Below are 24,309 nucleotides of genomic sequence, written 5' to 3'. Positions count from 1 at the left end.
ATTGTATTGGTGAGTCGTGGTGATTGTTGTTTGTAAAATAATTGATGATAAAAAGCGCCAACCGTCCAATGGCTGACACGGGTGCCACTAAACCGGTTATCTCGCCATATACGCTACGCATACAAAACGGGCGGCCCCAGAGGGCCGCCCGTTTCGTGTTGCTGCGCTGTACGCGTTTGGCTTAAACCGCCTTGGGTTCGCTCATCAGACCCTTGATGATCGCATAGCTTGCGACCAACAGGATGATGGTGAACGGGAAGCCGGTAGAGACTGCCATGGTCTGCAGTGCGGTCAAGCCGCCGCCAAGAAGCAGCGCAATGGCGATGGCCCCTTCGATGATGGCCCAGAACACACGCTGCGGCTTGGGAGCGTCCACTTTACCGCCAGCGGTGATCGAGTCGATGACCAGTGAACCCGAGTCCGAGGAGGTCACGAAGAAGACGATGACCAGCACGATACCGATGAAGGAAGTGATCTGCGAAAACGGCAGTTGCTCGAGCATCAAGAAGAGCTGGAGATCGCCGTCGCCTTCCCGTACGGCTTCGATGCCCTGGCTTATGAACTGGTCGATGGCGGTGCCGCCGAAAGCGGTCATCCAGAGGACCGATACAACGGTGGGCACGATCAATACCGAGATCAGGAACTCACGTACCGTACGCCCGCGGGATACCCGGGCGATGAACATACCGACGTAGGGCGACCAGGAGATCCACCAGGCCCAGTAGAAGGCGGTCCAGCCTTGGGTAAAGCCGCTGTCATCGCGCCCGAAGGGGTTAGCGAGCGCAGGCAGGTTGACCACGTAGTTGAACATGTTTTCGAAGAAGCCCGTGGCGATGAACAGGGTCGGGCCGACAGCGATCACGAAGAAGAGCAGCGCCGCCGCCAGGGCGATGTTGATCTTGGAGAGCAGCTGTACACCTTTATCGACGCCGGCAATGATCGAGCAGATGGCGATCATCGTGATACCGATGATCAACAGGATCATCGTAATGTCGCTTTCCGGTGCGTTAAATAGATAGGAGAGGCCAGCGGCTGCCTGGGTAGCGCCCAGCCCCAACGAGGTGGCAAGACCGAAGAGCGTCGCGAATACCGCCAGGATATCGATGACGTGGCCCGGCCAGCCCCAAACACGCTCACCCAGAATAGGGTAGAACACCGAGCGCATCGAGAGGGGAAGCCCCTTGTTGAACGAAAAGAGCGCCAGCGAGAGCGCGACGACCGCGTAAATTGCCCAGGGGTGTAGGCCCCAGTGGTAAATAGTGGCCGCCATGGCGAGCGCTGTCGAGGTGGCCTCATCGCCCGGGGCGCCCATCAAGGGAGCGCCGGAGCCCCCTTCCAGAGCGGTACCGAAGTGGGTCAACGGCTCGCTGACACCAAAGAACATTAGCCCGATACCCATACCCGCAGCAAAGAGCATGGAGAACCAGCCCATATAGGTAAAATCCGGCTTGGCGTCGGCTCCACCAAGGCGAATTTTGCCTAGAGGGGAGACAATCAACCCAAGGCAGAGAAGCACGAAGAGGTTGGCGGCAAGGATGAAGAACCACGCCAGGTTACCGGTCAAAAAGCTGAATATAGCGTTATAAAACGGCTCGATCGTGTCCTGAAGGGCGAGGGTTATAATCACGAACAGCAGGATAATCACCGCCGAGATACTAAACACCTTGCCGTGAAGGTCGAGGCTGAACCCCATCTTGTTGGTGGTGATATTGTCCTGACCGATGACGTAATCGGTGTCGATGAGATTGGCGGGGCCGTCGGGCGAGGGTATCCCCTCGCCAACGGGCTCTTCCTGGGACTGATTGGGTTTTTCGTTTTCCACTCGGTCTTTCTCCATATTGAAGCGAATTCATGACATGGGGCCGGGTTGCTATCCAGCAAGATAGGTCATGCGAGAAACTTTTACTGCATCAGAAAGAATGATTTTCTACGAACAATTTATGCATCAGGCCGAGAAGAGCCTTGCCCTTCCCGGCCATGGCAGCGGGGAACGCTTAGGAATCGAGCCACTGCTCGACCACATCCTGGTTCTCTTCGACCCACTGCTTGGCGGTTTCGTAGGGGTCGCTGCCATCTTCCTGGTTCATCAGCATGACCTCGCCCATCTGCTCCGGCGTCCACTCGAAAGCGTCGAGAATGGCGTAGGCTTCGGGCATTTCGTCTTCGAAACCGTTGCGTACCACGGTGTGGATCTGTTCGGCACCGCCGAAGACGCCTTCCGGGTCGTCGAGGTATTTGAGATCCCAGCGCGCGAACATCCAGTGCGGGGTCCAGCTGGTGACGACGATATCTTCTTCGTTATTGATCGCATTGCTGAGCGCGGCGACCATGGTGGCATCGCTGCCGCTACGCAGGTTGAGCTCAAGGTCATAGGTATCGACGACTTCCTCGGCCAGGCCCATCAGGCCAGCACCCGGGTCAATACCGATGATCTCGTTGTCGAAAAGGGCTGCGTTATCGTTTAGCGCGTCGATGGAGTCCACATCGGTGTACTCGGGGACGACCAGGCCGAGCTTGGTGCCGTCCAGGTTGGGACCGAGGTCTTCTACGTCGCCGTCGATGCGCTCCATGTATTCGGCGTGGGTGGTCGGCAGCCAGGCCGCCACGATGGCATCGGCATCACCGGTAGACAGCGCCTGGAACATGGCCGCCGCGGACAGTGAGGTCATGTTCACCTCGAAGCCCGCCTGTTCGAGCACCGCGGCGATCACGTTGGTGGAGGCTACTTCCGAGGACCACTCGACGTAGGCCAGATTGATCGTGCCCTGCTCCTGGGCCTGGGCAAGCGTGCCCGTCATCAGGGTGCTACCGGCAAGCGCGCCAAGGGTGGCGAGACGAATCGAACGATTGATGCGTGTTTTCATGTTGTTTCCCTTATTGATGAATGACGCTTTTATAAGAGGTCGACGCCTCTACTTGATGAGAGCCAAAACGTACTGGAACGCGTCCCGTTTTGGCCTCTCAAGCCTGGTGGCTTATACGCCGGGCTTCAACTTTCAAGCCCGGCAATAAGCCGAAGGTTCTACTGCTTACGCGTCTTGCGCAGCGATTGAGTCAAACGATCGAGCAGCATGGCCAGAATGACCACCGCGATACCGGCTTCGAAGCCGTCGCCGGGGCGCAGACGCTGGATGGCGCGCCATACTTCGCTGCCCAGCCCGTCGGCGCCGATCATCGCCGCGATGACCACCATCGAGAGCGCCAGCATGATGGTCTGGTTGATACCGGCCATGACCGTGGGCAGCGAAAGCGGCAGCTGCACCTTGAAAAGCTTCTGAGCGCGGGTCGCGCCGTAGGCATCGGCGGCTTCGATCAGATCCGTCGGGACCTGGCGAATCCCCAGGGTCGTGAAACGAATGGCCGGCGGCATGGAGAATATGACGGTGGCAAAAATGGCCGATACCGCCCCAATGCCGAAAAACGGGATCGCCGGAATCAAATAGACGAACGCGGGCATGGTCTGCATGAAATCCAGAATCGGCATGATGACGCGGTAAAGCCGGTCCGAGAGCGCTGCCAGAATGCCGATCGGTAGCGCGATCACCACCGCCACCAGGGTGGCAATCACCACCAGCGTCAGCGTCTCGATCATCGGGTTCCAAAGGCCCAGATTCCAGATCAGTGCCAGACCCGCTACCGCGCCAATGGCCAGCCGTGTGCTGGCCAGCCGCCAGCAGAGCAGGGCGATCAGCGCCATCAATGCCCACTCGGGTAGCCACATCAGGCTGTCATTCAAACTATTGATACCGGTTTGGGTAAAGCGGGAAATAGCCCGCGTAACGACCGAGTACTCGCTGGTCAGCCATCTCAGCGCCGTCTCGATCCAGTTACCCAAGGGAATGCGTGGAATATCCATTACTGCTCTCCTGCTCGTGCCAGTTCATCGAGTACCGCGCCTTTAACGACCACCCCGAGCAGCCGCTTTTGTTCATCGACCACGGCAATCGGGAAGCTCTTTTCGCTGAACATGGCGAACAGGTGCTGCAGGGGCTCCTCGGGGGGGACCTGACGGAAGTCCTGGGTGAGATACCCGGCGAGCGAGTCGGCGCCGGCCTCTATTGCTTTGCCCGCGGCGTCTGCGGTTAATAGCCCGTGCAGGCGGCGGTCGCGGCCGGTCATGTAGATAGAGTCGAGGCTGTATTCGCGCATACGGCGAAGCGCAGTGCGCGGGCCGTCGGTGTCCCGGGCACTGGTGCGCACCGGGCGCATGGCGCTTTCGGCGGTCAAGATACGCGAGCGGTCCACGCCTTCGATAAAGCGGCGCACGTAGTCATCCGCCGGTTTGGTCAGAATTTCTTCGGGGGTGCCGATCTGAACGATTTCACCATCTTTCAATAGCACGATGCGATCGCCAATGCTTAGCGCCTCGTCCAGGTCGTGGGTGATGAAGACGGTGGTTTTTTGCATGCGGGTCTGCAGCTGAAGAAGCTCTTGCTGCATGTCCTTGCGAATCAAGGGGTCCAGTGCGGAGAAGGCTTCGTCCATGAGCAGAACGCTGGCATCGTTGGCAAGCGCTCGGGCAAGGCCCACGCGCTGCTGCATGCCACCGGAGAGCTGGTTGGGGTAGGCGTCCTCCCAGCCTCCCAGCCCCACCTGCTGAAGGGAGCTATGGGCAAGCTCTCGGCGCTTGGCCTTCTCGATACCGCGAATCTCGAGACCGAATTCGGCGTTTTGTTGAACCGTTCGATGAGGGAAGAGCGCAAAATTTTGAAAGACCATCGAGAAATGGCGCCGGCGGCACTCCAATAGCGCTTTTTCGCCGAGCGACGGGATGTCCTCGTCGTCGATGACGATTTCACCTTCGGTGGTTTCGATAAGCCGGTTCAAACAGCGGATGAGCGTCGACTTACCCGAACCTGAAAGCCCCATGATGACCAGGAGTTCGCCTTCATAAACATCGAAAGAAATGTTGGAAAGGCCCAGCGTTTGACCGGTTTTCTCGAGAATCTCGGGGCGCTTTAGGCCCTGATCGCGAAGCTCGAGTGCTTTCTTTGGTTGTTTCCCGAATACCTTGCTTAAATTCCGAACCCGAATTTTAACAGGACGTGTTTCATCCATTGACCGTGCCTTTTATTGAAGTGACTTGTCGTTGGGCATCCTTGTGGCGCAAGCGCCACAGCAACCGTTGATCCTGCGGACCCCAAGGGATCATAAAAGCAAATTAACTATTACACTTTGATTTATTAAATTTTATTATACATAAACGATGCCGGTGTGTCACAACGCCCTGGTCACACGGTTAACTAACGCTACATGTGTCATTTTGATCCCACCTCAATCAGCATAGATGAAACCTGGAATACGCGAGTTATTTTTTTAAGTCATTGTTTTTTATTTAATTAATTTTTATGTAGCGATTTTGGCACGTAATGTGTAACAGTTTTATCAAACACTATTTTCGTCGCTTCAAATGCCTATCGAGTCTTGACGACTCACTGGCTGGATTCGATAAAGTTGATGAAGCAATCGATGAATTAATGGAGACAGGTCTTATGGATAAGCAAGCGAAACCGTTCAAGCGCAAGTCGCTCATCGCACTCGGTATGTTGGCGACGGTAAGCTCGCTAGCGCTTGCAGGCTGCGGCAACGATGACGAAGAAGTGCCGCCGACCCAGCAGCCCGAGACCATGCAGCAAAACGATGGCGTCACGAATGAGCCGGGTACCATGAACGATGACCCCGCCATGAACGACGACCCGGCGATGGGCAACGACCCCGCCATGAACGACCCGACGACGACGGACCCGGGTCTTGACGACAACGCCGCCACGTCGCAAGAGCCGATGCCCGGCGATGAGACCGAGCCCATGAACGATCAGGACCCCGAAGAGAACCCGGGTTTTGGTGACGGTACCGACCCCATGCCGGGTGACGAAACCAACGACGACGAACAACTGAACCAGTAAGTTTTTTACCGCTCCCTACGGTGGTGATTCGGCACGGCTGTCTGTTCCCTGCGGCTGTCACTAGCGGATCATCACCATTACCCCCGCCCCCCGCGGGGGTTTTTTTGGTTACTACCCTGGTGAATGTGCCTCAAAGCCCATTGACCGAAAACCGCTGCCCGGCTGGGTGTTTAGCGCGCTAATCGAGCTGGTAAAAACCCGGCGCTAGCGCTACGTTTAGTAGGCCCCGTTCGGGATTACCGATTCAAGGATTGCCTTAAGGTCAAGGAGAAGGACATGGCGACAAAACGTAATAATCGCTTTACGGCGCTTTTGTTGAGCGCCTTGCTGGCGCTGGGTGCACTTGGGCTGGCGGGCTGTGGTGACAACGACGCACCCAACCCGGATGCAGAGCCGGAAGAAGAGCAGCCCATGGGGACCGGGCCCATGTCCAACGATGACGCAGGGGAAACACCCAGCGACGACGTTTAAAATCTCGGGCATTAAGCGCTGATAGGCAAAAAGCAAAAGGGCCAGGCAGTTACACTGCCTGGCCCTTTGCCGTCGAGAATGCCGGTTTCGCAGCGAATGGCTGCGCGCAGCCCGGCGTTTAGCTGTCGTCTTCCAGGCGCCGGTATAGCGTGCGCCGGGCAATCCCGAGTACTTCCGCCGTACGGCGCTTGTTGCCGCCGGTTGCTTCCAGCACCTTGCGGATATAGCGCTTTTCGACCTCTTCAAGACTTGGCCAGCGGTGCTGCGCCGGTGCTGGCGCCTGGATACCGGGGAGTACCTCGCCGCTTAGCGTGGGTGAGAGCTCGGCCTCGGAGTGCGAGCCCGCATGGTCGCGAAGCCGTTCGGGCAGGTCGCCGTGCTTCAACAAACCCTCTTCGCTCAGCGTGACCGCGCGCATTACCGCGTTCTCGAGTTCGCGCACGTTGCCGGGGAAGGGGTAGCTTAAAAGCGTGTTCAACGCATCGGGTTCGATTTGTTCGATCTGCTTGCCCTGGGCTTCGGCGTGCTTGTCGATCAGGGCGAAAATCAGGTGCTCGATGTCGCTTCCGCGTTCGCGCAGCGGCGGTATGCGTAGCGAAAACGTCTCCAGGCGGTAGAACAAGTCGCTGCGAAAGTTCTGCGCCTCGATCTCTTTTTCCAGATGACGGTGAGTGGCGGCGATAATGCGCACATCCACCGGCTCTTCGCGCTCGCCGCCCACCGGGCGTACGGTTTTCTCCTGCAACGCGCGCAGTAGTTTGGCCTGCAGGTTGATGGGCATTTCGCCGATCTCATCCAGAAACAGACTGCCGCCCTGGGCGCTTTGGAAAAGGCCCTTGCGCGCCTCGTTGGCGCCGGTGAAAGCGCCTTTCACGTGACCAAAGAACTCGCTCTCCATCAGATCGGCGGGAATGCTTGCGCAGTTGACCGGCACGAACGGCGCCTCGGCCCGCGGGCTCTCCTGGTGAATCGCGCGGGCGAGCAGTTCCTTACCGGTGCCGCTTTCGCCTAAAATGAGAATCGGGGCGTTGCTTTTGGCAAGCCGAGAGGCATCATGAAAAAGCGCCTGCATGGCGTGACTTTTACCCACGATGCCGTGGAAGTGGTTGAGCTCGCTGTCGTGATTGAGCGCCAGGCGCTGGCGCTCAAGCACCCGAAACACCGCTTCGCGTATGGCGTCCAGGTCCAATGGTTTGGTGAGAAAATCATCGGCGCCGAGTTTGAGCGCCTCGACCGCCTGGTCGATGGTGCCAAAGGCGGTAATGACGATGATACCCAGCTCCGAGCCGCTTTGGCGCAGTTGCTGTAGTAGCTGGATACCGGTCATGCCGGGCAGACGTACATCGGTGATCATCATGGCCACGGGCGTGTGGCTCAAAAGCGCCATGGCCTCTTCGGCGCTGGGTACGCCCAGCGTCTGATAACCCGCGTCGTGCAACTCCTCTTCCAGGAGCTCACGGATCGCGGGGTCGTCTTCGACGACCAGTAACGGTAAAAGGTGGTCCTGTTCGGTCACAAACGTCTTCCTCAAGCGGATGCGGTTTCACTCAAGGGGAGGGTGATTTCAAACCCGGCCCCCCCGAGGGCGCTATCGAACACGCCAATCGTCCCGCCGTGATCGTTGATAATGCGGTGTACCATGGAAAGCCCCAGGCCACTGCCCTGGCCTACGGGCTTGGTCGTAAAGAACGGGTCGAACACCTGCTGGTGATTCGACGCCGGAATGCCCGGGCCGTCGTCCTCGACCATCAGCGTTATTTCGTCTTCCTGCTGCTGCGCGCGTACCTGCACGAGGCTGACATCCGGCGCTTGCGCTGCGTTGCGCAGCAGGTTGGTCAGTACCTGCACGATCTGTTGACCGTCGACCAGCACGCAAAGCGACGGGTCGGGGAGCTTGATATCGAGGCGAATGCCGCGCGGCTCCAGTTCCTCTTCTACCAGCTCGCTGGCACTCATGATCAGGTGGTCAAGCGACTGTCGGTCTTTCTCCACATTGTGCTGGCGGCCAAGCTCCATCAGTTGGCGTACGATCTCCACGATGCGCTCGACCTCGCCACGAATGCGGCCAAGCCTTGCCCGCTCGTCGTCGCCGATCACATCCCGCCGGGCCAGACGCTGTGCCTGGCCGTTGATGACGGTAAGCGGCGCGCCGATTTCGTGGGCAACGCCGGCGGCGAGTACGCCGAGTTCGGCAAGCTTTTTGGATTTGCGCAGACGCTTTTCGAGCTCGATTTCGCGCCGGCGCCGGGCGTCGATGTCCTGGTCCTTTTCGGCCATGGCGTCGAGCATTCCGTTGAGCCCCGAGGCCAGGCGGCGGTACTCGACCGGCCCCTCGACGCTTGCCCGCTGGCTACGATCCCCGTCCTCGACCAAAAGCATAACACGCAAGAGCTGGTTCAAAGGCCGTTCGATATAGCGGCGGAAGCCCCACCAGATGCTCAGCACGATGCCGCCGGCACCAATGATGAACACCAGCACCGCGACGATACTGATAAAGCCCGTATAGTTTTCGATGCCGGTGTTGAGCCGGTTGACCTGCAGGACGCCATACACGCTGCCGTCCTGGGTGCGCAGGGGAATCAGCGCCGAGTAGTAGGTCCAGCCGTCGTGCTGGCGGTAGTTGCTGTAAAGGTCGTCGCGCTCGATGACGCTTTGAATTTCATCCGGGGTAAACAGGTTTTTACCCAGCCCCAGGCCGTAAATTTCCCGGCCCTGCACGTCGAATACGTAAGCGCCGTAAATACGGTGAAACGAGAACGCGGACTGTAGCGCCTCCTCGAGGGGGGCGGCGCTGTCGCGGGCGACTGCGTAGCTCAATGAGGTGCTCAGCGCCCGGGTGATGATTTCGACCTCGGTTTGAAGCTTGGAACGGACGTTGTCCTCGAGCGCTTTGATGGCCACGAAACTAAACACGACCAGTGCCATAAATAGCGGCACGATGACCGTTAAAATCATTAAGTTACGTAAGCGCATCGGGTATCCATCGTGCCAGAAAAGGTGTCAAAGATTAATCGACCGGCATCAGACGATAAAGCCCGGCCTGGTCGCTATCGGTCAAAAGGTAGATGCCGCCATCCGGGCCCTGGCGCACATCGCGAATACGCCCGATCTGACCTTCCAGTACGACCTCGCTTTCGACCACGCGCTCGCCGTCGATCACGAAACGCTCGAGCTTTTCGCTGGCAAGCCCGCCGGCCAGCAGGTTGCCCTGCCAGCGGGCAAAGCCTTCGCTTGAGACTTCCGCAAGCCCGGAGGGCGCAAAGCGCCCCTCCATGTCCACCGCCGGGTCCGTCATGCCGGGGGCCGAGTTCGCGCCCAGCGGCTCATTGGTGGCGTAGTCGTTGCCCAGGGTTACCTCGGGCCAGCCGTAGTTGTGGCCGGCCTTGATCAGGTTCAGCTCGTCGCCGGTGCGCGGGCCATGCTCGGAGACCCACGCCTGGCCGTTTTCGCGCACCACCATGCCCTGAATGTTGCGGTTGCCAAGCGTATAGATCTCATCGAGGGTGTCGGCATCGTCGATAAAGGGGTTGTCCTGGGCGGCGGCGCCGGTGTCGGTCAGGCGAAGGGTAGAGCCCGCATGGTCATCGCTTGCCTGGGCGCGACTGGGGTCGGAGCCCCGGTCACCCACGCTCATCAACAGCGTGCCGTCATCGAGCCATGCCAGACGCGAGCCGTAGTGGCGGCCAGGGCCCGAGGCGCGGTCCTGCTCGAAAAGGTGCTCGACATCCCCCAGCTCTTCGCCTTCCCAATGCACCCGCGAAAGTGCGGTACGCGTGCCGTTGGCGTCGGGCTTGCTCCAGGTGAAATAGATCCAGTCGTGTTCTCCGTCGCCAAAATCCGGGTGGAGCACGACGTCCAAAAGCCCGCCCTGGCCCTGAGTACTCACATCGGGCATGCCGCTGAGCACCTGCGCCTGGCCTTCGCTATCCACCAGGTTGAGATGACCGCTACGCTCGCTGACCAGGTACCGCCCGTCGGGTAGAAAGGCGACCGCCCAGGGGCGCGTAAAGCCCTCGGCCACGCGTTCGATGGAAAACGTGGCGGCATCGGTGGTCACGGCGTCGGTAATGACCTCGGCTTGGGCGCTATGCAAACCGCCCAGCAGTAACAGCCCGCCCAGTAACGGTGAAAAAAGCGGTGAAGCACGGCGGTCGAGGTGCGTGAGCGCCAAGGCAGGCGTTGTCGTCATGAGCGTGATCTCCGGCTTGGGAATTATACTTAATCTAGCAGTGACTACGCTCAACGGGGTAGGTTCCGTTAAACGCTACATCATCAGCGCTAGCAGCGCCGGCAGATAGAAAAGCGCCAGCAGGGTCGAGCAGAACACCAGGCTTGCCACGTAGACCGGCTCGCGCTTGGCGCGCTGGGCGAACAGGTAATTGAACACGGCCACCGGCATGCACATCTGCAAAATCAAAATACTCTGACCCAGCGGCGGCAGATTCAAAAGCGTCGAGACGAGCCAGGCAAGCCCGGCGGCCAGTGGAATGCGGACCAGGCTAAAGCCAATGCCGGAGCGCAGGTTCTTGACCTGGATGCTGGCAAGCGACACCCCCAGGGTGATCAGCATCAGCGGGACGGTAAACCCGGACATCAGGTCCACGGTGTTGGCAAGCCAGGCCGGCAGCGCCGTGTCGGTCAAAAGCAGCGTCGTGGCGATCAAAATCGCGTAGACCGTAGGGGTTTTGACCAGGGTTTTGAGCGGATTGCCGCGGCTCGAGAGCATCGCGCCGATCGTGAACTGAAAAAGCGAGACGGTCACCATGATGGTGATGCCGTAGATAAACCCGGCACTGCCAAAAGCGTAGAGCACCACCGGCAGGCCCATATTGCCGGTATTGGGATACATCATGGGCGCCAGGATGACCCGCCAGTCCTTGCGCAAAAGCCGCGCGGCCCCAAAGGCCATCAGCCCCATGAGACTCAGCACCAGGGCCGTGGCCAGCATGGTTTTACCGAACGTATGGGCATCGATCGAGGCACCGGCAAGCGAGGCCAGCACCAGCGCCGGGGTGCCGATATTGAACACCAGCCGGGTGACGAAATCGATCGGGTAGGGGTAGCCCAAACGGACCCACATAAAGCCGAGCCCGGCCCCGGCGAGCACCGGGGCCATGACGGCGAAGAGTTCAACGAGCATGGAACGTCCTTGGCGAGCGTAAGCGCCTATTGTCGGCAATTAGGTCGTTAGCTGGCAAGGTTTCCCGGCGCGGCCCGGCAAAAAGCCCGGTTTTTCAGCTAGGCCGAAAGGGGCGGCACCTGCCACGGCGTAGGCACGCGCTCGCGCAGAAAGCTTAGCAGCGCGCTGACCCGGCGCGAATGATGGCCGTAGGCGTAAAGCAGCGACACCGGCAGAGGTTTGGGCTCCCACCCGGCCAGGCAGTGCACCAGCTCGCCCGGGTGATGCGCTTCGCGCTGGTCGACTATCCAGTGGGGCAAAAGCCCGATGCCCTGGCCGCTGGCGATCGCGTTGATATGCATCACGGTCAAATCCACGCGCAGCCGCGAGCGGGGCGGGGAGAAAACGTATTCCGGCGCATCCGCGTGATAAAGCGCCAGCCCCTTCGATGCGGTATCGAGCAGGTCGATCCAGGCATGTTGGTAGAGCTCGCTTGGATGGGTCAGCGCAGGCGCTTGCGCCAGGTAATGCGGGCTTGCGTAAAGCCCGCGGGTAAGCTGGCCCAGCCGCTCCTGGTTCAGGCCGCAGTCGTCGATGCTGCCAAGCCAAATATGCACGCTGTTGCTATCGAGTTTGGCGGACAGCGTTTCACGGCAGCGCAGGGTCAGTTCGATCCCGGGGTAGCGGGCCAGAAACGTCTCGGCCACGCCGGCGACCCAGTCCCTTGCCAGTACGCCGTGCGCTTCCAGCGTGATCTTGCCGCTAATCTCTTCGCGCAGCTCCGAAAGCGCTTCCTGGCTTTGCCCGGCCAAGGCTAAAAGCTCGTTGCAGTAGCCGTGAAATAATAGCCCCGCCTCGGTTGGAATCAGCTGGTTCGCCTGGCGCCTTAAAAGCGGCTGGTTCAAGCGTGCTTCCAATTGACTGATACGCCGGCTCAGGGTGGATTTGGCCAGACCCATCTTCTGAGCGCTGCGCGTTAGACTGCCGGTCGCCATCACATCCGAAAAGGCGGCAAGTTCATCGAAATCAAACATGAGAAAGGCCCGCGGGCAGTGATATTGCGCTCATTGTGCCAGTTTGCCGTGTAAATGAAAATAAGAGACATTCCTGTTCCACCTCGTTGAACGGCGTGTCCCACCGCTACACCACGAGAGTATGTGGCCATGTGAATGCTAATAATTAGCATTCAAAAACCAATTAAAAAATGGATCACATAGGAACATCGTCATGGCTTTCCCCTTGAGACGAACTCTGATCGCAAGCGCCGTCTCCGCGCTTGCTTCACAGCCTTTATGTATGGCTGAAAACGGCTACCCACGGGTAGCCGTTTTTGCGTTGGGGGAGCCGGGGGCGGGGTGTTCGTAGCGTGCTAAAAAAAGCCCCGGTGTTTGCCGGGGCTAAAATCAGTAAGCGAGATCAGAGAGCATCGATCGAAAGCAACCAGCCTTAGAAGTCATAGGTGGCGGAGAGCCAGTAGCTGCGGCCATCCACCGCCACGCCGGTATTCGAGCGCCCGGTTTGCGTGTAGCGGTAGGCGACGTAGGTATCGCCGTCGAAGGTGTAGGTGTCGTAGTCGGAGAAGTCCTTGTCGAGCAGGTTGTCGACCCGGCCGGTCAGGCGAACGTTGTCCGAGAAGCGGTAAGACGAGCGCAGATTGAATAGCTCATAGCCATCCAGGTCGTTACCCACCTGTTCGACCAGCGCGGCGGAGTTCCCCGAGACGCTGCCGCTAAAGCGGTCGCGAGAAGCGTAGTATTCGCCTTCGAGCGTTGTGGTCCAGCGCGCGTTGATCGCCCAGGAGAGATCCGCGGTCAGCTTGTGTTTGGGCGCGTTGGTCAGCGCCTGGCCTTCGTTGTCGCCGGAGGTCACTTCGGTATCGGTGTAGGTGTAGCCGCCGCTGATGCTCCATTGGGGGGCGAACTGGTAGCGGCTGGTCAGCTCGATACCGCGGGTTTCGGCGCGGTCGACGTTGATTTCCTGATTGAAGCTATCCTGGGTGGTGAAGTCGCCCACGCTGATGCAGTTGGCCGCATCCGCAAACGGACGGTTGCCGCTGCTATCGACAAACTGGCAGTTCGGAAGATCGTCGCCATTGGCGATACGGTCACGGAACTGGGTAAAGAAGACCGTCGCCCCGGCGGAGAAGTTATCCAGGTTGTCGTAGATCGCGCCGATTTCGTAGTTGGTGCTCTTTTCCGGCGACAGATTAGGTGAGCCCAGACTCGCCGAGAGCCCCTGGTTGCCAAAGCCGTTAACGCCGTCGTGCAGCTGGTTCAGCGTCGGGGTCTTATAGCCCTGGCTGATGCCGCCCTTGAGCGTCCACTCGTCGGTGGTATTCCATACCAGATAGCCGCGCGGGCTGAAGTGGCCGCCAAAGGCGTTGTGGTGCTCATAGCGCCCGCCCAGGGTCAGCGCCAGGTCGTCGCGTAAAAACCACTCGTCCTCGAGAAAGACGGCCCAGCTCGACTGGCTGAACGTTTCGTTCCCGGCGGTGGCGTCGATGAGTTCGGCGTCGATGTACTGGCCGCCCACGGTGACCATGTGATCATCCAGCGGCGCCACGAATTTGGTATCCACCACGATGTCGCGGTTTTCGAGCTGGCGCGGCTCGCCGCCCTGGGCCACGTAGCCGTAAGCCGGGGCGTTACCCGCGGGCAACGTGCGGCCCAGGGACTCGGTTTCGTTACGGGTAATGCTGCTGTCCCAGGTGCCCGCGCTCAAACGCGCGGAGTGGCCCAGGGCGATCTGGTCGCGGTTGAAGCGCAGCTCGTCCTCGTAGCCGAAGTAGGCGTCCGGTTCTGGCGTCTCGCAGTCGCTGCGGCGCAGGCCGTCCAGGCTTCCCAGGCGGCAGTCGTCGTTATCGTAGGTCTGGCGGGCGCGCTCGGCGTCCAGCCAGATTTCGTGGGTGTCGTCCGGGGTAAAGCTCACCCGGCCGCCGATCGAGTAGATGCGTGCCTCCGCCGGGCGGGGGTCACGGCCGACGCTGTCCTCGACCAGGCGCTCGGAGCTTGCGCGGTCAAACAAACGCCCGCGTAGCTGGACGCCGAGGGTGTCTTCCACCAGCGGGCCCGAGGCGTAGAGGTTGAGGGTGGAACTGTTGCCTTCGTCGCGGTCCTCCTGGAAGGAAGTCTCGACGCTGACCGACCCTGCCCATTCGCTCCCCACCCGGCGGGTGATGATGTTGATGACCCCGCCCATGGCGTCGGAGCCGTAAAGTGTCGACATCGGCCCACGGATGACTTCGATACGCTCGATAGCGGAAAGCGGCGGCATGAAACTGGTGGAGGTCGAGCTAAAACCGTTGGGCGTGACATCGCCGGAGGTGTTCTGGCGGCGCCCGTCGATCAGGATCAAGGTGTAGTCGCTGGGCATGCCGCGAATCGAAATCTCCCGCCCGCCGGTTTTGCCGGTACCGGCGCGGGTATCCACGCCGGGAATATCGGCAATGGCCTCGGCCACGTTGGTGAACTGGTTCTGCTCGAGTTCCTGGCGGGTGACCACCGAGATACTGGCCGGCGCATTGTTCAGCGTTTGCTCGTACCCGGCGGCGGTCACGACCATATCGTCGAGGTTGTTGGTCACCTGCTGGGCGTGCGCGGCAGTAGCAAAAGCGCCCAGGGCGACGGCGCTGGCAATGGCGGTGCGAGTAAAACGAGGCATTGAAGAACCCTTGCGATGAAAGTGGTTATCTTGTTAATGAGACTTGTTATCAAATGTAATTGGAAGTCTAAAAATAATAGTTCCCGATATCGAGCGAAAATTGAGGAACACCGTGTTGCTTTATACGGAACGCTTGGCGAAAAGTGCGCTGCATCGCCGGCCCGCCGCTAACGGCGCTCCGGCATTTTTGCAAAGAGGGGCGGGGGAGAGGATAAATTGGTAATGCAATTGCTTTTGAGAATCGTTACTATCAATGGCACTAACAAACAGGAGAGTTTCGATGGCGGGTACAGCGCGGGGTAACACGGTAGGCCGTTTGGCAATGGCGGGTGCTTTGGTCAGCGCACTTTTCGCGGGGCACGCCCAGGCGCGGACGCTCGAAACCGGCTTTGGCGAGGTAGATGTCGAAGGCACCCCCGAGCGCGTGGTGACAGTTTACGAAGGCGCGCTGGACACCGCCATTGCCGCCGGTATCATGCCGCTGGGCGCTGTCAGTACCCGTGGTGGCACGGATGTGGCCAACTACGTGACCGAGTACTTCGACGATGAGCGCCCGGAGATGGTCGGCGTGGTACGTGAAATCAACATCGAAGCCGTGCTGTCCCAAAAACCGGATTTGATCCTGGCCGCCGCCCAGCTCCCCGAAGAGCAGTACCAGCTGCTTTCGCGCATTGCGCCCACCATCGTGCCGCCGACCCAGACCTTCAAGCCGGACAACTGGGAGGCCGAAGCGCGCCTGTTTGGCGAAGCGCTCAACCGCCAGGAGGCGGTGGAAGAGGCAATTCAGGCGGTGGAAGCGCGGGTCGAAGAACTTTCACAAAGGATTCAGGAAAACCACCCGGACGAGAACGCCTTCGTGGTGCGCTGGATGCCCAGCGGCCCCATGGTCATGTCGCAAAACCTGATTGCCACCGGGCTTCTCAACCGCGTGGGTATCGATGTGAGTGATGCCGGGCTGGTCGAAGAGGGCAGCGCCCACAGCGATGCGCTGAGCCTGGAGAATATTTCCATGGTCGACGGCGACTGGCTGTTTTTGGCCACGCTCAACGAAGACGGCCAGGAGGCGCTGGACGCCGCCAAACAGAGCAATGCCTTCAACCGCCTGAACGTCGTACAGCAAGACCGAGTGATACCGGTCGATGGCCAGCTTTGGAGCAGCGCCAGCGGCCCGTTGGCGGCCATGGCCATTCTGGATAGTATCGAAAACGCCTTGCTGCCGTGACCGGAATCGCCCACGCACTTAGCGGGGCGGTCACGCGCCAAACGCCCCGTGTTCTGATGATGTATCTGCTCACCGCCCTCGTGGCGGTGAGTGTGCTGAGCCTGTTGATCGGCGCCGGAAGCGTAGGGCCGGTGCGAGTGCTGGCGCTTTTGCAGGGCAGCGCCGACAGCGAGGCGCGCTTTGTGGTGCAGGAGCTTCGCGCGCCGCGCATGCTAATCGGCATCGTGGTGGGGGTTGCCCTTGGTGTGGCCGGGGCGCTTTTACAGGCGGTATCGCGTAACCCCCTGGCCGAGCCGGGGCTTTTGGGCGTGAGTGCCGGGTCGGCGTTCGCCGTTGCGCTGGCGTTGGTGCTCGGCGCGAGCGCGGCGACCCTGCGTATTTCCGTGGCCCAGCTGGGGGCGCTGGCCGGGTGTGTCTGTGTGCTGAGCGTGGCGCGCTTTCGCGGCGTGGGCAACGACCCGGTGCGCCTGGTGCTGGCCGGTGCGGCGTTTTCCGGGCTTTTGGGCTCGCTGACCTCGCTGATTTTGCTTTATGACCAGCGCGCCGCGGACGAGATCCGCTTCTGGGTCGTGGGTAGCCTGGCCGGGCGGCGTCTCGAGGATTTGGCCGCCGTGCTGCCAAGCCTGGCCGTGGCCGCGGTAATGGTGGTGTTCACTGCCCGCCCGCTGGCGGCGCTGGCGCTGGGCGAACGCGCCGCCTCCGGGCTTGGCCATCATCCTTCACTGATCCGCTGGATCGTGATCGGCTGTGTGGCGCTTTTGGTCGGCGCGGCTACGGCAATCGCCGGGCCGATTGCGTTCGTGGGCCTGGTGGTACCGTTCGTCGCCCGGGCACTGGCCGGGCCGGACATTCGCCGCACGCTCTGGTTCTGTCTGCCCATCGGGCCCCTGATCGTGCTGAGCGCCGATATCATTTCGCGGGTCGTGGTCGCGCCCTCGGAGCTACCGCTGGGTGTGTTGACCGCGCTTTGCGGCGCGCCGGTGCTGATCGCGGTAGTACGCGCCCGCCGTTTACCCATGCTTTGAGCCCGCGCCTTTGCGGCGTGGTCTTTTACCACGGTAACTATTTACACGATAACTATTTACACGGTAATTACTGTTAACAGTGACGATGGCAACCAAAACGACAGCGAGCCCTGAGTACATGCCGGAGCTCTCTTCCCAACACGAGGCGGTGGACGACGTGCGCGCACTCAAAGCGAGCGACCCGGCGCTGCCTGGCTACTGGCGCCTGGCCTGGCACGCCAATGGGCAGGCGTACAGCGTACTGTTCGAGCGCCGCGCGGTATGGGTCAACTGCGCGCTCGTCCTCGCGCTATTGGTAGCCGGGGTCGTGTATCTGGCCTTTGGCAGCGTGCCGCTTTCGATTAGCGAAGTGATTCCGGCGTTGGCGGGCCAGGGCGACATCATGACCACCTTCATGGTGCAGGAGCTTCGCCTGCCTCGCCTGGCTGGCGCCTGCCTGACCGGCGGGGCCTTTGCACTGGCGGGTATCCTGATGCAGACGCTGGCCGGCAACCGGCTGGCAACGCCTGGTATCATCGGTATCGATAACGGCGCGACGGCGTTCGCGGTCGCCTCGGTCATCGGTATTGGGACTTCTATCGCCCCGCCCGCCATGGCGCTGGCCGGGGCCACCACCGCCGCGGCGATTACCTTTGGCCTTTCCGCAGGCAGCGGCACCCAAGGGTACCGGTTCATCGTGGCGGGCATTGGCGTGGGCGCGGTGTTTGGCGCGCTGACCCAGTTCATTTTGGCTCGGGTACCCATCGACGATGCCAACGCCGCCTACCCTTGGACCGTCGGCACCCTCAACGCCCGTTCACCCGATGCGGTACTGCTTCTGGCCCTGGGGTTGGCGGTGGGTATCGTGCTGGCCATGGTGCTGGCGCGCTCGCTCACGCTTTTGCGCTTTAGAGACGCCGTGGCCAGCGGGCTGGGGGTGAAGGTCAAGGTTTGTCGCATACAAGTGTTGGCGCTTTCCGTGGTGCTTACAGGCCTTGCCGTCGCGGTGGCAGGCCCGGTGGGCATGGTCGCGCTGATCGGCCCGGAAATCGCCCGTTCGCTTTCAAGCTCACGCCACGTACCGGTGCTGGCCGCCACGCTTGCCGGGGCGCTGGTCATGGTACTGGCGGATTTGGCCGGGCGAACGCTTTTATCCCCCATCGAAATTCCCGTGGGCATCGTGACCGCCGTGGTGGGCGGCCCCTGGCTTTTATGGATCTTGATGCGCCCGCAACGGAGCCACCCATGAGCACCTCGCACGACACACCTACGCTTGCCACCCAGGCGCTGAACATGAACTACGGCGCACGCCGGGTGATCAACGAGCTGGGCCTTCACCTGCCCAGCGGCCAGGTGACGGCCATTGTGGGGCCCAACGGCTGCGGTAAATCCACGCTGCTCTCGGGGCTTGCCCGGCTGCACAAGCCGGAAAGCGGTGCGGTACTGCTCGACGGCGCCGATATCCAGGCATTACCCGCCAAAGCGCTTGCCAAGAAGCTTGCGCTGCTGCCCCAGGAGGCCGTGGCGCCGGAAGGGCTTACCGTCACCGAGCTGATCCGCTTTGGCCGCCAGCCCCACCAGGGGTGGCTGCGCCAGTGGTCGCCGGAGGACCAGCAGGTCGTCGAGTACGCGCTCAAGGCCGCCGGGTTGGAGGCGCTGGCGGACAGGCCGCTCGAGGCGCTTTCCGGCGGGCAGCGCCAGCGCGCCTGGATCGCCATGACCATCGCCCAGCAAACACCGCTGCTACTGCTCGATGAACCCACTTCCGCGCTGGATTTGGGCCACCAGATCGAGGTGTTCGAACTGGTGCAAAAGCTTGCCCGTGAAGGGCGCACCGTGGTGATGGTGCTGCACGATTTGGCCAGCGCCTGCCGCTACGCCGACCATCTCATTGCCATGTGTGAAGGGCGTATCGTCGCCGAAGGTACGCCCGCCGAGGTCGTGACCCCGGCGCTGGTACGTACGCTTTACCAGGTAGACTGCACGCTTTTGAAAGACCCGGACACCGGCAGCCCCCTGATTGCCAGCGTGCGCCGAGCGGCGGCTACTTAGGCGCTAGCGGTTGATCAGCACTGCATCGAGGGTGACCGGCACATGGTCGGCAATTTGCTGATAGCCCAGCAGCGACATCACCGTACGCACCGTGTTGTTGGCCATGAGCGTGCTGCCATTCAAGGCCATGGGCTCGGCGTGGGTCACGCGCACCTGGTTCAAGCCTTCCCGGGTGAAGCGCAGCGGCACGTCTTCTTGCTGATTGATGCCCTCCGTTTGCACGCGAAAGGTGAGCGTTTCGACCATCGACTCGCCGATATCCAGACGATCGAGGCGCTCCGGCGGCATCTGCGCGGTCAACGTCACCAGCGTGGAATCAGTGAGTAGCCGCGCCCATACCGGCAGCTCGCCAAAGCGCGAGAGCAGGTCGGTCTGGCTGAGTTTCAGCGGCAGGCGCAGGGTGCCGTCCGGCGAAATCTCGCCCTGCAAGTCACGCACCTGATGATGATGGGTTTGCGGCGAGCCGCCGTCGAGCTGGGTGATGCTCGCCTGCACCTGGGACTGGCTCGAATCCAGCTGCCAATCCGCCGACACCGGCATCGCCAGCACCAGCGGTAAAAGAGCAAACAAGGCTTTCATGGCATGTCTCCATAGTAAGGACTCATCAGCAGACTCGCCCACAGTGCAAAAGTGCCGCAATAAGATCAAGATAGCGCCCCAGGGGTAGCCTCGCCCGGCCACATTCGCTATGATATGCACGCCTTTCGGGCCCATAGCTCAGTTGGTTAGAGCAGGGGACTCATAATCCCTTGGTCGTCCGTTCAAGTCGGACTGGGCCCACCAATTCTATGTTAGATGCTTCTTCAAAGCAGGGGGTTATGAATCCCTTGGTCCTTGGCTCCCCGCCGCTTGTTTATCTATTTATTATTCGCACCTCTATTACATATGGTAGACGCTGAAGCAGCGCCGCTGGGTGTGTATGATATCTATCAATAAAGAATATTTATTTTCCTTAATATGTCTTGAGCGCGCAGAGCTATATCGCCCTTTAAAATGCTCACCGATATAGCTCAAACTGCTTGGCAGCAAGAAACAAGCACTCGCCAGATGGCGAACCGAATAGACGGCACTCCATGAACGCAGTTGAAATCGAATCTGCCATTTCTGACTTGGCACAACAGCCCTTTGATCCGGCTGAATTCCCCTATGCCTTTCTGGAGGCCTTTGGTAACAAGGCGACCACCATCAAGCGGTTGCGTTCGGGTACGTCCAATAAGTCGGATCTTGGTGGGGTATTGCAGACAAACAATATCCATATCGCAGTGGCGCAGGCCGGTGTCGTTACCGAGACCCTAGCTGCTCTGAAGGCGAGTACAGCGACTACGCGTGCCAAGGCGAAGTTCGTGCTTGCCACCGATGGTGAGATGCTAGAAGCCGAGGAGCTGGGAAGCGGCGAGACGGTTGCCTGCAAATATGAAGAGTTCCCGGATCACTTCGGTTTCTTTTTGCCCTTGGCGGGCATCACCACCGTTAAGCAGGTGCGTGAAAGCTCGTTTGATATTCGGGCCACCAGCCGCCTGAACCGGCTGTATGTGGAGCTACTGAAAGATAACCCAAGCTGGGGCACAGAAGAGCAGCGCCATGAGATGAACCACTTCATGGCTAGGCTGATCTTCTGCTTCTTTGCCGAAGATACGGACATCTTCGCCGGTAGCGGGCTGTTTACCGATACCGTGTCAGACATGAGCGCCAGAGATTCTGCCAATACCCATGAAGTGATTAGCGAAATCTTCCGCGCCATGAACACGCGGCAAGAAGAGCATGCTGCTGCGAACATCCCCCGTTGGGCAGGGAAGTTTCCCTATGTAAACGGCGGTTTGTTTTCCGGCAGTGTCGACGTACCGCGCTTCAGCAAGATCGCGCGCTCTTATCTTCTGCACATCGGCAGCTTGGACTGGACACAGATCAACCCTGATATTTTCGGCTCAATGATTCAGGCGGTGGCCGACGACGAAGAGCGCGGTGCGTTGGGCATGCACTACACCAGCGTGCCGAACATTTTGAAAGTACTGAATCCACTGTTTCTGGATGACTTGCGCGAAAAGCTAGAGGAAGCAGGCGATAACGCCCGCAAGCTGCTAAATCTTCGCAACCGCATGGCCAAAATTCGCGTGTTTGACCCCGCCTGCGGCTCGGGTAATTTTTTGGTTATCGCCTACAAGCAAATGAGAGCTATCGAAGCAGAGATCAATCAGCGTCGAGGCGAGCCAAACCGGCCAACTGACATTCCGCTGACTAATTTCCGAGGCATTGAGCTACGCGACTTTTCGGCAGAAGTCGCTCGGCTTGCTCTGATTATTGCCGAGTACCAGTGTGACTTGCACTATCGTGGCAAGAAATTAGCGCTGGCCGAGTTTTTACCCCTCAGCTCCGATAACTGGATTACCTGTGGCAACGCTTTGCGCCTGGATTGGCTGAGCATTTGTCCGCCAACAGGAACCGGCGTTAAGCTTCACGCAGATGACCTGTTTGAATCACCGTTGGATCAGGCGCAAATCGATTTTGAGAACGAAGGTGGGGAGACCTATATCTGCGGAAATCCTCCTTATCTGGGTTCTAAATGGCAGTCTCCTGAGCAGAAAACTGATCTCGAAAAAATATTTGCTGAACGGTTACCAAGCTGGAGAACACTTGACTATGTAGCCGGATGGTTTATGAAGGCAGCAGACTATGGTCTTCATACGCCCACTACCACAGCATTTGTATCTACAAACTCAATCTGTCAAGGAAAGCAGGTATCGACTCTATGGCCAGAAATTTTTTCTACTGGTCATAAAATAGTCTTTGCACATACTAGCTTTAGGTGGGCAAATTTAGCTAGTAACAGCGCAGGGGTTACAGTGGTAATCGTTGCAATATCGTCAGAACTACCAGCTATGCGCCGTTTATACTCTATAGATTCTGATGGCGAACTTGTTTCAAAAGCTTGCGACAATATAAACGCATATCTGATTTCAGGTGCTGACATTGTTGTTCACTCATCTCCATCTCATATCAGTGGGCTCCCTGAGATGGCTCGTGGCAATTCACCCACAGATGGGGGGAATCTCGTTCTTGATTCCAGCGAAATGTCATCTTTAGTACTCGAAAACTCAGATCGTAATAATTTTATTAAGCCGTTTGTTGGATCTAGAGAGCTTATCAATGGCATCAAACGTTATTGCATCTGGATCGAAGACGATCAAGCTGATGAAGCGAAAAAAATAAACGTAATTAATGATCGCATACAAAAAGTAAAAAAATTTCGTCTGGCCAGTAAAAAGTCAGCAACAGTCAAGGCTGCAAGTTGGTCACACCGTTTTGATGAGCGGAAGCCTATATCTAAGTTGCCGATTATTGTTGTTCCAGTTATCAGCTCGGAGAACAGGCGGTATCTCCCAGCTGATTTGCTCCCTGAAGGCACTGTAGTATCGAATAAAGCGTTCACATTGCCAGGAAGTCCTTTGTGGCCTTTCTCAATTATCTGTTCACGCTTAAATATTGCTTGGGTTGGAGCGGTCTGTGCAAGAATGCGAACTGATTTTTCCTATACGAACACCCTAGGCTGGAACACTTTCCCCGTTCCAGCCCTGACCGAAAAAAACAAAGCCGACCTGACTCACTGCGCCGAAAATATTCTGCTGGCTCGTGAAACGCATTTTCCGGCCACCATTGCTGATCTCTACGTTCCTGAAAAAATGCCCGCCAATCTGCGTGAAGCCCATGAACGCAATGATGAGGTGTTGGAGCGAATCTACATCGGGCGTCGCTTCAAGAACGATACGGAGCGTTTGGAAAAGCTGTTTGAGCTGTATACCAAGATGATCGCAGAGGTTCCTAGTCAAGCGTCTACCAATAGGACAGCACGGAGGAATGCATGAGTGATCTCATTCTCTACACTACGGACGATGGCCGCACCCAACTGCACCTGCGTGTAGAATGCGACAGCATCTGGCTAAGCCAGCTGGAAATTGCCGAGCTGTTCCAAACCACCAAGCAGAATGTCTCTCTGCACGCCAAAAATATATTCGAAGACAATGAGTTAGATCCTGAGGCAACCGTCAAGGATTCCTTGACAGTTCAATCCGAGGGTAAGCGTCAGGTTAAGCGGAAGATCAGTTACTACAACCTCGATTTGATCTTGGCTATCGGCTATCGCGTCCGCTCGTCTCGCGGCGTGCAGTTTCGCCAGTGGGCCAGCACTCACCTGAAGGAGTTTCTGATTAAGGGCTTCGTGATGGACGACGAGCGCCTTAAGAACCCAAGTGGATGGGATTTCTTTGATGAGCTCCTGGAGCGCGTCCGTGACATACGCGCCTCGGAAAAACGCTTCTACCAGAAAGTCCGCGATCTCTTTGCCCTTAGCTCCGACTATCAGGCTCGTGAGCGAGAGACAGCACAGTTTTTTGCTGAGGTGCAAAACAAGCTGCTGTATGCGGCCACAGGCCACACAGCTGCCGAGCTGATCTTGAAACGTTCAAACTCCAGTATGCCTAACATGGCGTTAACCAACTGGAGCGGCTCACGGGTTCGCAAGCAGGATGTCATCGTGGCTAAAAACTACCTAAAGGCTGACGAAATCGACACGCTGAACCGTTTGGTGGTGATCTTCCTCGAACAGGCAGAGCTAAGGGTCAAGAACCAGAAAGAACTTACTCTGGATTTCTGGCGTAATAATGTCGATAAGATGCTGGCGTTTAATGACCAGCCCATCCTCGAAGGCGCAGGCTCGGTTAGCCGTGAAAATATGGAAAAGATTGCCCGTGAGCGTTATGTGGTGTTCGACCAGCAACGGAGCACGGCGGAGGCAAAAGCAGCTGATGCCGCTGACCTAAAAGAAATCGAACAGCTAGAACAAGACCTCAAATACAAGGGCAAGAAGCCCTGACAGGGATT

The 24,309-nt window shown here is 58.9% G+C and carries 19 protein-coding genes and 1 tRNA gene; 9 read left to right on the top strand and 11 right to left on the bottom strand.

All coding sequences use genetic code 11. The features are described 5' to 3' along the window. Positions 1-181 precede the first annotated feature (181 nt). The 4 genes from ACWHVV_RS13335 to ACWHVV_RS13320 form a co-directional block, all read right to left on the bottom strand. Positions 182-1,837, bottom strand: a complete 1,656-nt coding sequence (locus tag ACWHVV_RS13335) for a BCCT family transporter (protein WP_447926673.1) — start codon at positions 1,835-1,837, stop codon at positions 182-184. A gap of 157 nt (positions 1,838-1,994) precedes the next feature. Further along, positions 1,995-2,864 (bottom strand): glycine betaine ABC transporter substrate-binding protein, encoded by an 870-nt coding sequence (locus ACWHVV_RS13330; protein WP_447926672.1) that lies wholly within the window; start codon positions 2,862-2,864, stop codon positions 1,995-1,997. 158 nt (positions 2,865-3,022) lie between these two features. Continuing rightward, a complete protein-coding gene (locus tag ACWHVV_RS13325) occupies positions 3,023-3,856 on the bottom strand; it encodes an ABC transporter permease (protein ID WP_447926671.1) in 834 nt (277 codons plus the stop codon). Beyond that, on the bottom strand, positions 3,856-5,058 hold the full coding sequence (locus ACWHVV_RS13320; RefSeq protein WP_447926670.1) for a quaternary amine ABC transporter ATP-binding protein: 1,203 nt from the start codon (positions 5,056-5,058) through the stop codon (positions 3,856-3,858). The genes ACWHVV_RS13325 and ACWHVV_RS13320 overlap by 1 nt, the downstream gene beginning before the upstream one ends. A 434-nt stretch (positions 5,059-5,492) precedes the next feature. Between ACWHVV_RS13320 and ACWHVV_RS13315 the strand changes: the two genes are divergently transcribed. After that, a complete protein-coding gene (locus ACWHVV_RS13315) occupies positions 5,493-5,906 on the top strand; it encodes a hypothetical protein (protein ID WP_447926669.1) in 414 nt (137 codons plus the stop codon). A 276-nt stretch (positions 5,907-6,182) separates the two neighbouring features. Further along, positions 6,183-6,377 (top strand): hypothetical protein, encoded by a 195-nt coding sequence (locus ACWHVV_RS13310; RefSeq protein ID WP_447926668.1) that lies wholly within the window; start codon positions 6,183-6,185, stop codon positions 6,375-6,377. Positions 6,378-6,495: 118 nt separating this feature from the next. On the opposite strand, the gene ACWHVV_RS13305 is transcribed toward ACWHVV_RS13310, so the two are convergent. From ACWHVV_RS13305 to ACWHVV_RS13280, 6 genes are all read right to left on the bottom strand, one after another. Further along, positions 6,496-7,893: a sigma-54-dependent transcriptional regulator gene (locus ACWHVV_RS13305; protein ID WP_447529531.1), complete on the bottom strand. Its 1,398-nt coding sequence runs from the start codon at positions 7,891-7,893 to the stop codon at positions 6,496-6,498. A gap of 11 nt (positions 7,894-7,904) precedes the next feature. After that, positions 7,905-9,350: an ATP-binding protein gene (locus ACWHVV_RS13300; protein WP_447926667.1), complete on the bottom strand. Its 1,446-nt coding sequence runs from the start codon at positions 9,348-9,350 to the stop codon at positions 7,905-7,907. A 34-nt stretch (positions 9,351-9,384) separates the two neighbouring features. Continuing rightward, positions 9,385-10,566, bottom strand: a complete 1,182-nt coding sequence (locus ACWHVV_RS13295; RefSeq protein WP_447926666.1) for a PQQ-dependent sugar dehydrogenase — start codon at positions 10,564-10,566, stop codon at positions 9,385-9,387. A gap of 75 nt (positions 10,567-10,641) precedes the next feature. Next, positions 10,642-11,517: an AEC family transporter gene (locus tag ACWHVV_RS13290; protein WP_447926665.1), complete on the bottom strand. Its 876-nt coding sequence runs from the start codon at positions 11,515-11,517 to the stop codon at positions 10,642-10,644. A gap of 98 nt (positions 11,518-11,615) precedes the next feature. Then, entirely contained in the window at positions 11,616-12,530 is a 915-nt protein-coding gene (locus tag ACWHVV_RS13285) for a LysR family transcriptional regulator (protein ID WP_447926664.1), read from the bottom strand. A 412-nt stretch (positions 12,531-12,942) separates the two neighbouring features. Next, the gene (locus ACWHVV_RS13280; RefSeq protein ID WP_447926663.1) at positions 12,943-15,156 is read right to left on the bottom strand and encodes a TonB-dependent receptor domain-containing protein; all 2,214 of its coding nucleotides are present in this window, start codon (positions 15,154-15,156) and stop codon (positions 12,943-12,945) included. Positions 15,157-15,436: 280 nt separating this feature from the next. Here ACWHVV_RS13280 and ACWHVV_RS13275 point away from each other — a divergent pair, with 280 nt between their 5' ends. The 4 genes from ACWHVV_RS13275 (at position 15,437) to ACWHVV_RS13260 (ending at position 19,434) form a co-directional block, all read left to right on the top strand. Then, positions 15,437-16,378: an ABC transporter substrate-binding protein gene (locus ACWHVV_RS13275; protein ID WP_447926662.1), complete on the top strand. Its 942-nt coding sequence runs from the start codon at positions 15,437-15,439 to the stop codon at positions 16,376-16,378. Between the two features lie 56 nt (positions 16,379-16,434). Then, positions 16,435-17,403, top strand: coding sequence for a FecCD family ABC transporter permease (locus ACWHVV_RS13270; protein ID WP_447929154.1), 969 nt, complete (start codon positions 16,435-16,437; stop codon positions 17,401-17,403). A 118-nt stretch (positions 17,404-17,521) separates the two neighbouring features. Next, positions 17,522-18,631, top strand: coding sequence for a FecCD family ABC transporter permease (locus tag ACWHVV_RS13265; RefSeq protein WP_447929153.1), 1,110 nt, complete (start codon positions 17,522-17,524; stop codon positions 18,629-18,631). Next, on the top strand, positions 18,628-19,434 hold the full coding sequence (locus ACWHVV_RS13260; RefSeq protein WP_447926661.1) for an ABC transporter ATP-binding protein: 807 nt from the start codon (positions 18,628-18,630) through the stop codon (positions 19,432-19,434). Before ACWHVV_RS13265 ends, ACWHVV_RS13260 begins: the two co-directional genes overlap by 4 nt. A gap of 3 nt (positions 19,435-19,437) precedes the next feature. On the opposite strand, the gene ACWHVV_RS13255 is transcribed toward ACWHVV_RS13260, so the two are convergent. Further along, complete coding sequence (locus ACWHVV_RS13255) at positions 19,438-20,013, bottom strand: hypothetical protein (protein ID WP_447893972.1); 576 nt, start codon at positions 20,011-20,013, stop codon at positions 19,438-19,440. Between the two features lie 127 nt (positions 20,014-20,140). On the opposite strand from ACWHVV_RS13255, the gene ACWHVV_RS13250 reads away from it, so the two are divergent. From ACWHVV_RS13250 to ACWHVV_RS13240, 3 genes are all read left to right on the top strand, one after another. Further along, positions 20,141-20,217, top strand: a tRNA-Ile gene (locus ACWHVV_RS13250). Between the two features lie 290 nt (positions 20,218-20,507). Then, the gene (locus tag ACWHVV_RS13245) at positions 20,508-23,294 is read left to right on the top strand and encodes a class I SAM-dependent DNA methyltransferase (RefSeq protein ID WP_447926660.1); all 2,787 of its coding nucleotides are present in this window, start codon (positions 20,508-20,510) and stop codon (positions 23,292-23,294) included. Next, entirely contained in the window at positions 23,291-24,301 is a 1,011-nt protein-coding gene (locus tag ACWHVV_RS13240; RefSeq protein ID WP_447926659.1) for a virulence RhuM family protein, read from the top strand. Before ACWHVV_RS13245 ends, ACWHVV_RS13240 begins: the two co-directional genes overlap by 4 nt. The last annotated feature ends 8 nt before the right edge of the window (positions 24,302-24,309 follow it).

It is taken from the genome of Vreelandella sp. EE27, assembly GCF_968206495.1.
This window is presented reverse-complemented; position numbering and strand designations above follow the sequence as displayed.

What these genes read in the sequence shown, in the direction of transcription:
- ACWHVV_RS13260 (WP_447926661.1), top strand. Translation starts at nt 18,628, where the DNA reads ATGAGCACCTCGCACGACACACCTACGCTTGCCACCCAGGCGCTGAAC.
- ACWHVV_RS13245 (WP_447926660.1), top strand. Translation starts at nt 20,508, where the DNA reads ATGAACGCAGTTGAAATCGAATCTGCCATTTCTGACTTGGCACAACAG.
- ACWHVV_RS13330 (WP_447926672.1), bottom strand. Translation starts at nt 2,864, where the DNA reads ATGAAAACACGCATCAATCGTTCGATTCGTCTCGCCACCCTTGGCGCG.
- ACWHVV_RS13300 (WP_447926667.1), bottom strand. Translation starts at nt 9,350, where the DNA reads ATGCGCTTACGTAACTTAATGATTTTAACGGTCATCGTGCCGCTATTT.
- ACWHVV_RS13290 (WP_447926665.1), bottom strand. Translation starts at nt 11,517, where the DNA reads ATGCTCGTTGAACTCTTCGCCGTCATGGCCCCGGTGCTCGCCGGGGCC.
- ACWHVV_RS13270 (WP_447929154.1), top strand. Translation starts at nt 16,435, where the DNA reads ATGATGTATCTGCTCACCGCCCTCGTGGCGGTGAGTGTGCTGAGCCTG.
- ACWHVV_RS13280 (WP_447926663.1), bottom strand. Translation starts at nt 15,156, where the DNA reads ATGCCTCGTTTTACTCGCACCGCCATTGCCAGCGCCGTCGCCCTGGGC.
- ACWHVV_RS13325 (WP_447926671.1), bottom strand. Translation starts at nt 3,856, where the DNA reads ATGGATATTCCACGCATTCCCTTGGGTAACTGGATCGAGACGGCGCTG.
- ACWHVV_RS13275 (WP_447926662.1), top strand. Translation starts at nt 15,437, where the DNA reads ATGGCGGGTACAGCGCGGGGTAACACGGTAGGCCGTTTGGCAATGGCG.
- ACWHVV_RS13315 (WP_447926669.1), top strand. Translation starts at nt 5,493, where the DNA reads ATGGATAAGCAAGCGAAACCGTTCAAGCGCAAGTCGCTCATCGCACTC.
- ACWHVV_RS13285 (WP_447926664.1), bottom strand. Translation starts at nt 12,530, where the DNA reads ATGTTTGATTTCGATGAACTTGCCGCCTTTTCGGATGTGATGGCGACC.
- ACWHVV_RS13320 (WP_447926670.1), bottom strand. Translation starts at nt 5,058, where the DNA reads ATGGATGAAACACGTCCTGTTAAAATTCGGGTTCGGAATTTAAGCAAG.
- ACWHVV_RS13255 (WP_447893972.1), bottom strand. Translation starts at nt 20,013, where the DNA reads ATGAAAGCCTTGTTTGCTCTTTTACCGCTGGTGCTGGCGATGCCGGTG.
- ACWHVV_RS13335 (WP_447926673.1), bottom strand. Translation starts at nt 1,837, where the DNA reads ATGGAGAAAGACCGAGTGGAAAACGAAAAACCCAATCAGTCCCAGGAA.
- ACWHVV_RS13295 (WP_447926666.1), bottom strand. Translation starts at nt 10,566, where the DNA reads ATGACGACAACGCCTGCCTTGGCGCTCACGCACCTCGACCGCCGTGCT.
- ACWHVV_RS13265 (WP_447929153.1), top strand. Translation starts at nt 17,522, where the DNA reads ATGCCGGAGCTCTCTTCCCAACACGAGGCGGTGGACGACGTGCGCGCA.
- ACWHVV_RS13310 (WP_447926668.1), top strand. Translation starts at nt 6,183, where the DNA reads ATGGCGACAAAACGTAATAATCGCTTTACGGCGCTTTTGTTGAGCGCC.
- ACWHVV_RS13240 (WP_447926659.1), top strand. Translation starts at nt 23,291, where the DNA reads ATGAGTGATCTCATTCTCTACACTACGGACGATGGCCGCACCCAACTG.